Annotated in this window: 5 protein-coding genes and 2 pseudogenes; 4 read left to right on the forward strand and 3 right to left on the reverse strand. The window is 58.4% G+C overall.

Annotated elements, in window-relative coordinates; all coding sequences use genetic code 11:
* The first annotated feature begins 52 nt into the window (after positions 1-52).
* Together EOA60_RS15440 and EOA60_RS15445 are read left to right on the forward strand one after the other, a co-directional pair.
* Positions 53-427, forward strand: coding sequence for a VOC family protein (locus tag EOA60_RS15440; protein ID WP_128311570.1), 375 nt, complete (start codon positions 53-55; stop codon positions 425-427).
* 146 nt (positions 428-573) lie between these two features.
* Positions 574-1,288 (forward strand): annotated as a pseudogene (locus EOA60_RS15445) (efflux RND transporter permease subunit); the annotation flags it as partial.
* Between the two features lie 61 nt (positions 1,289-1,349).
* Here the strand turns inward: EOA60_RS15445 and EOA60_RS15450 are convergent.
* Positions 1,350-2,213: a LysR substrate-binding domain-containing protein gene (locus tag EOA60_RS15450; protein WP_127336085.1), complete on the reverse strand. Its 864-nt coding sequence runs from the start codon at positions 2,211-2,213 to the stop codon at positions 1,350-1,352.
* An 84-nt stretch (positions 2,214-2,297) separates the two neighbouring features.
* Between EOA60_RS15450 and EOA60_RS15455 the strand changes: the two genes are divergently transcribed.
* Positions 2,298-3,311 (forward strand): bile acid:sodium symporter family protein, encoded by a 1,014-nt coding sequence (locus EOA60_RS15455; protein ID WP_128311567.1) that lies wholly within the window; start codon positions 2,298-2,300, stop codon positions 3,309-3,311.
* A gap of 263 nt (positions 3,312-3,574) precedes the next feature.
* On the opposite strand, the gene EOA60_RS15460 is transcribed toward EOA60_RS15455, so the two are convergent.
* Positions 3,575-4,021: a MucR family transcriptional regulator gene (locus EOA60_RS15460; protein ID WP_127336043.1), complete on the reverse strand. Its 447-nt coding sequence runs from the start codon at positions 4,019-4,021 to the stop codon at positions 3,575-3,577.
* 445 nt (positions 4,022-4,466) lie between these two features.
* Between EOA60_RS15460 and EOA60_RS15465 the strand changes: the two genes are divergently transcribed.
* Complete coding sequence (locus tag EOA60_RS15465) at positions 4,467-5,435, forward strand: DUF2235 domain-containing protein (RefSeq protein ID WP_245479308.1); 969 nt, start codon at positions 4,467-4,469, stop codon at positions 5,433-5,435.
* 4 nt (positions 5,436-5,439) lie between these two features.
* On the opposite strand, the pseudogene EOA60_RS15470 reads toward EOA60_RS15465, so the two are convergent.
* Positions 5,440-5,871, reverse strand: a pseudogene (locus EOA60_RS15470) (aminotransferase class III-fold pyridoxal phosphate-dependent enzyme); the annotation flags it as partial.

Genomic DNA, 5,871 nt, shown 5'->3' on the forward strand with positions numbered 1-5,871 from the left:
AGCCTCTGTAATTCCTAGACGAATCCGGTCGAGGAGGAAAGAATTGGCGGCATTGTTGAACAAGATCGTCCTTTACGCGCAAGACGTGGAAAAGACCGTCGATTTCTACAAGAGACATTTCGGTTTCTATGAACTGAAAGAGGATGACGACAAGGCCGTCAGCCTCATCGGTCTTGACGGAGGCGCCAGTCTGATGGTTCGTCAGGCCGGCAAGGGGCAGCAAGCCGGCCAGTCCACTGTGAGACTCGTCTTCGATGTCGAGGATGTGGGAGCTTTCTGTGCTAAATGCGCTTCGGAGGGCTTGAGATTTGGGGCTCTGCAGCAGGCAGATGGCTACGTCTTCGCCAATGCAAAGGATCCTTGCAAAAACTCACTCTCGGTTTCCGGTCGAGCCTTTCGTGCCTGTCAGAACCTCAGGCCAGCCTAGCAGCCGGCCATTGCAGTTCTATCCGTTCCAGGGGCCTTAGCTGCCGCCCACGACAGGTGGATTCCACCTCGGCGAGAGCAAGGTCAAAAGTCGAATGCGGCAGCTTGGCTGCTTGGAGGCAAATGGATTTGCGAATTCGGCTGCCACAGCTTGTGCGCTACAACGGCTATTCCGCGTCGCGTATCGCCGGAAGCGCGGCGCCAGGTGTATCGAGCGGCGATGCGATGGCGGTGATGGAGCAGCTCACCTCGCAGCTGCCCCCGGCTTCACGATCGAATGGACGGGTCAGTCGCTGCAAGAGAAGCAGTCAACAGCCCAGGCTCCACTGCTGCTCGCCCTTTCGATGCTGATCGTCTTCCTCGTGCTCGCGGCGTTGTATGAGAGCTGGTCGATCCCGTTATCGGTGGTGCTAGTGGTGCCGCTCGGCATTGTCGGCGCGGTCGTGGCTGTGCTGACGCGTGGGCTGGCCAACACCGTCTTCTTCAGGGTCGGCCTGATCACCATCATCGGCCTGTCGGCGAAGAACGCGATTTTAATCATTGAATTCGCCAATAGCCTGCGGGCCGAGGGCAGCAGGGTCCGCGATGCCGTGGTCGAGGCGGCCCGTCTCCGGCTTCGCCGATCCTGATGACGTCGCTGGCATTTGCTCTCGGTGTCGTCCCGCTGATGCTGGCCCGGGGCGCGGGCTCCGAGACACTGCACGCGATTGGCACCGGCCTGTTCGGCGGTATCTTGTCCGCAACTGTGCTAGCAGTGGTCTTCGTTCCCCTTTTCTACGTCGTGGTCATGAGGCTTTTCAGTCGCGGCGACCCAGCACACGGCAGCGCCACGTCCGAGCCTGCCGCGTCTTCCGGAGACTGATTGAGTAGCGAACGCTACATTGACGGATTCTATCGTTCGCCCGTGCATTCCCTTGCCGGAGCTATGCGGTTCGTCGATCCAGGATGGACTGGAACTGGGAGACGATCAATCTCGATAGTGGCTCCACAAGGGCGGCATCTGCGCCCTTGCGCGATACCAGGACGAATTCGGCATCCTCGAGGACAGGCAGCCGGTCCGCCGGAATCTCTTTCAGGCCCGGCGGCGCCATGCTGCGCGGCTGCACCAGCACGCCCATCCCCGCTTGCGCTGCCGCGGCCAAACCGCTCAGGCTGCCGCATGTGCAAACAATCCGCCAGGGTATCCCGTCTCGATCGAGCGCATCCTGAGCCGCGCGTCTGGTGATTGAAGGGGAAGGGAAGGCGATCAGATTCAACGGATGACCGCGTGAAAGAACCAGCTCCGGGCTGCGCGCCAACCACACCAACGGCTCCCTGTAGAGGAGGCGGCCATGCTCCTCGCCGATCCGCCTCTTCGCCAAAACGACGTCCAGATCGCCCACATCCTGCATCTGATAAAGGCTGGCGCTCAAGGCGACGGTCAGCTCAAGGTCGATCGAGGGATAGAGCCTCGCAAACTCCTCAAGGATACGCGTCAGCCGGTTCGCCACGACGTCTTCGGAAACGCCCAGCCTTAGCCGCCCCCGCAAACGGCTTTCGCCAAATAAAGCCATGGCCTTGTCATTGAGATCCAGAATGCCGCGCGCGTAGCCAAGCAGCGCCTCGCCATCCGCCGTCAATCTGACCTGATGGGTGTCCCTGGCGACCAGACGGCGTCCGAGCGTCTTCTCAAGGCGCTGAATATGCTGGGTGATCGTGGATTGGCGAACACCCAGGCGATCTGCGGCAAGCGTGAAGCTGTTGGTCTGCTCAAGCGCCAGGAAGCTCTTCAGGTGGTCGGGATTCATGGTTATTCCAGATCGTGATAACTGTTAATCTTTGCATTCTAACACATGATAGGCAATTTCCGGCTCATGATTGGAAACGCCGCCATGAATCGTCTGCTGCCCGACCTCTTTACGGTTCTGCTCATCTCGACCGTAGCCGTAGCCTCTGTCTTGCCGGTCCACGGACCGCCCGCCCGTTGGTTTGCAATGGCCACGGACTTGGCGATTGCGCTGCTGTTTTTTCTGCATGGCGCCCGGCTCTCTCGCGACGTTGTCTTGGCCGGCATGCTGCATTGGCGCCTTCATCTGATGATACTTCTGACCACATTCGCGGTTTTCCCGGCACTCGGCCTGGCGGTCGGCTTTATTCCCGAGACAATCCTGCCTGCTTCTCTTTACGCGGGCATACTCTTCCTGTGCATGCTGCCGTCGACGGTTCAATCCTCGATCGCCTTTACGTCCATTGCGCAAGGCAATGTCTCGGCTGCGATCTGCGCGGCCTCTCTCTCGAACATCGTCGGCATGTTTGCGACCCCACTACTCGCCGGTCTGTTGCTGTCGCCAGCGCACGGCGCGGGCTTTTCGATCACCGCTTTGGAAACCATCGTGTTGCAACTCCTGGCCCCTTTCCTTCTTGGGCAGTTGCTGCAACCGCTGGTCGGAAATTGGATTCGGGCCCGCAGGAAGCTGCTGTCGCCGGTGGATCGCGGATCGATCCTGATGGTCGTCTATCTGGCTTTTTCCGATGCCGTCACTGAGGGGCTCTGGCATACTTTATCAGTCTCAAACATTGCCACCGTCCTTGCGGTCGACATGACAATACTTTTTACAGTTCTTTTGTTGACTACGCTGAGCAGCCGGACTCTGGGCTTTTGCACGGAAGACGAGATCACGATTGCGTTCTGCGGATCGAAGAAGTCGTTGGCCAGCGGGATTCCAATGGCGAATGCGATTTTTGCGGGACCGACGGCCTCAATTGGCGCGGTCGTCCTGCCTCTGATGTTCTTCCATCAAGCCCAGTTGATGGCGTGCGCCGTTATCGCGCACCGATACGCTGCGCGGTTGCGAAACGGCTCGAATGAACCGAACCCCGTTCTGACGACGAGCCCATCCCGCTGAATATCGCCGGGAAGTTCACCACATCGCCCAACTTGCATGAAATCCTACCGATCCGTAGGGTGTTTTTGTCAGAACAGCGTACGAATGCCCTCCCAAGGCGCCTTAGCCCGGCAGCAAGATTTGCTTGCTACCGGGCAGGATACCCGAATGCCAAACTATTGGGATGTCGCGGACACGCCAACCTAATGATCGCAGGAAGGCGTGTATGTGAGTACGGGGTCAAGCTGCAAAATGGCAACGCTGGTGCTTGAGCGCCGCAGCACCTACGCCTTTGTCTTGCGCTTGGCTGGAGCCTTCTTTGCCTGCGGCTTGCGCCCCAGCCCGGCCGCCTTGGCCAGCGAGGATCGCTGGGCCGCGTAGTTGGGCGCAACCATGGGATAGTCCGACTTCAGGCCCCATTTCTCGCGGTATTCATCGGGAGTGAGCCCGTAATGAACGGCCAGGTGCCGCTTCAGCGATTTGAACTTCTTCCCGTCCTCGAGACAGATGATGTGGTCCGGTGTCACCGATCTCCTGGGATTCACAGCCGGTTCCTGCTTCGGTTGATGGGCTGCGATTGGCTGGCCGATGCCTGTCAGCGACGAATGAATCGAAGCGATAAGGTCTGGCAATCCGGAGGCGGGGAGAGGGTTCTTGCTCACATATGCCGAGACAATATCCGCAGTCAGTCCAACCAGATGATCATTTTGCGTCTGGTGTTGTTCGTTCAAGGTATTCACTCCTGATGCCGGTTACAAAGCCTATCCCCTCGCGAGCCGTTGTGTACTGCAGTTTCGGTAGATCGCCAATGCAGCTGCATCGTCTTACAGCCGAAAATCTTAGATGCTCTCGGTCAGTCGGGAAGGCAAAAACGAATTCGTTTGAATAGGCGCTTCTGACGTTTTCGCGCATGCCGTTTTTTGTATTCAGCTGAAATGCAAGCCATTGAAACATGCGAGCCTTGATATCGGCTAGAGCCCAAAACGTTCACTTTCCCGGTTAAATTCACTTGGAGTGCTGTTGTGGTGAATCCATGTGAATTGTGAGCTTCGCAAGATAGCTTAGCCCGCAATACAATCATGTTCCTCGCGAACAGGGCATAAACCGTCGGCGAGAATCGGCTAAATGGACTATCGACGAACATAGCGGAGGGCGAGGTGGGCGATTCCAAGCGAATTGCAGTGTTTCTCGACGGCACCTGGAACACCGGACAACTATAACGAAGGCGACCGCCTGTTCATCTTCGGGTTCAGTCGCGGCGCCTACACGGCAAGAAGCCTATCTGGCTTCATCTCGAAATGCGGTCTCCTAAAACCAGGATCGCCGCTATCCATCAATCAGCTCTACGGCCGTTATCGCCGCAGGACCGACAAGACAATCCGAGAACTCATCCAAAACATCGAGAGCGGAGCGACCTCTCAGGCAGGCTTGGCGCTCGAGGAATCCTGGCTGCTTCGATATTCGAGCCCTATTACCATCGACTTCCTCGGCATCTGGGACACGGTGGGATCCTTGGGCGTTCCCGTCGGCATGAAGCGGAACGTTGCGAAATACCGGTTCCTCGACACTCATCTGAGGCTCAGCAATACCAATGCCTACCATGCCTTGGCTGTCGACGAGCACCGCGCCTCCTTCACCCCTACGCTTTGGACCAGAACAACCGCTGCCGGCGCAAACCCTGCACCATCCAGGCCGATCGAGAACGTGGAACAGCGCTGGTTTGTGGGCGCCCACGCCAATGTGGGCGGAGGCTATCCCAGCGATCTGCTGGCTCAGGTGCCGCTAGGATGGCTGATGGCGAAAGCCGCAACTCACGGGCTCAAGTTTCGCGGGAACATCGAAACCGATCAGGCCAATGTGGATTCGCCAATAGCCGACTCGTATGCGGCCTTTCTGGGGGGCTTGTACCGATTCTTCAGTCGCCGTTACTTCCGACCGATCGGGGCGGAGCCATCTGTCGGCAGTGCCGCCACGACCTCCACAATCAACGAAACGATCGACCGGAGCGTGTTTGACCGTTGGCGGACCAATCCCTCCTACAGGCCTCGAAACCTGGAGACCTGGGCCAGACGAAACGGCGTGGACCCGTCGGAAATCACACATTCGGTGCTGGCTGCCGACGCGAATGTCAAAGTGCCGGACTAAACACCTAGGCCTCACCCGCGCATTCACGAAGTGCTTCTTCAAGGATATCCAGTGCTTCCGTGAACACCTCATCCTGGATGGTGATGGGTGCAAGGAACCGGATGACATTGCTGTAAACGCCACAAGTGAGCAAAATCAGGCCTTTTGAAAGGGCACGCTCGCGCACCTTGTTGGCGAAGGCGGCCGAAGGTTCCCTGGAACCGGGAACGTTGAACTCGACGGCGTTCATGAACCCCGGGCCGCGGACATCTGCGATCTGGGGAACGACATCCGACAGTGATTGCAGCGTTGCTTGAGCCGGTTTCCGAGGACCACCGCGCGATCGTTCAAACCTTCTTCCTCGATAACGTCGAGCACGGCGTTGCCTGCCGCAATGCCGATCGGGTTGCCGCCATAAGTCCCGCCCAGACCGCCTGGGCCGGGAGCGTCCATGAGC

The sequence above is a fragment of the Mesorhizobium sp. M1A.F.Ca.IN.020.06.1.1 genome, assembly GCF_004023265.1.
Classification (GTDB): Bacteria; Pseudomonadota; Alphaproteobacteria; order Rhizobiales; family Rhizobiaceae; genus Mesorhizobium.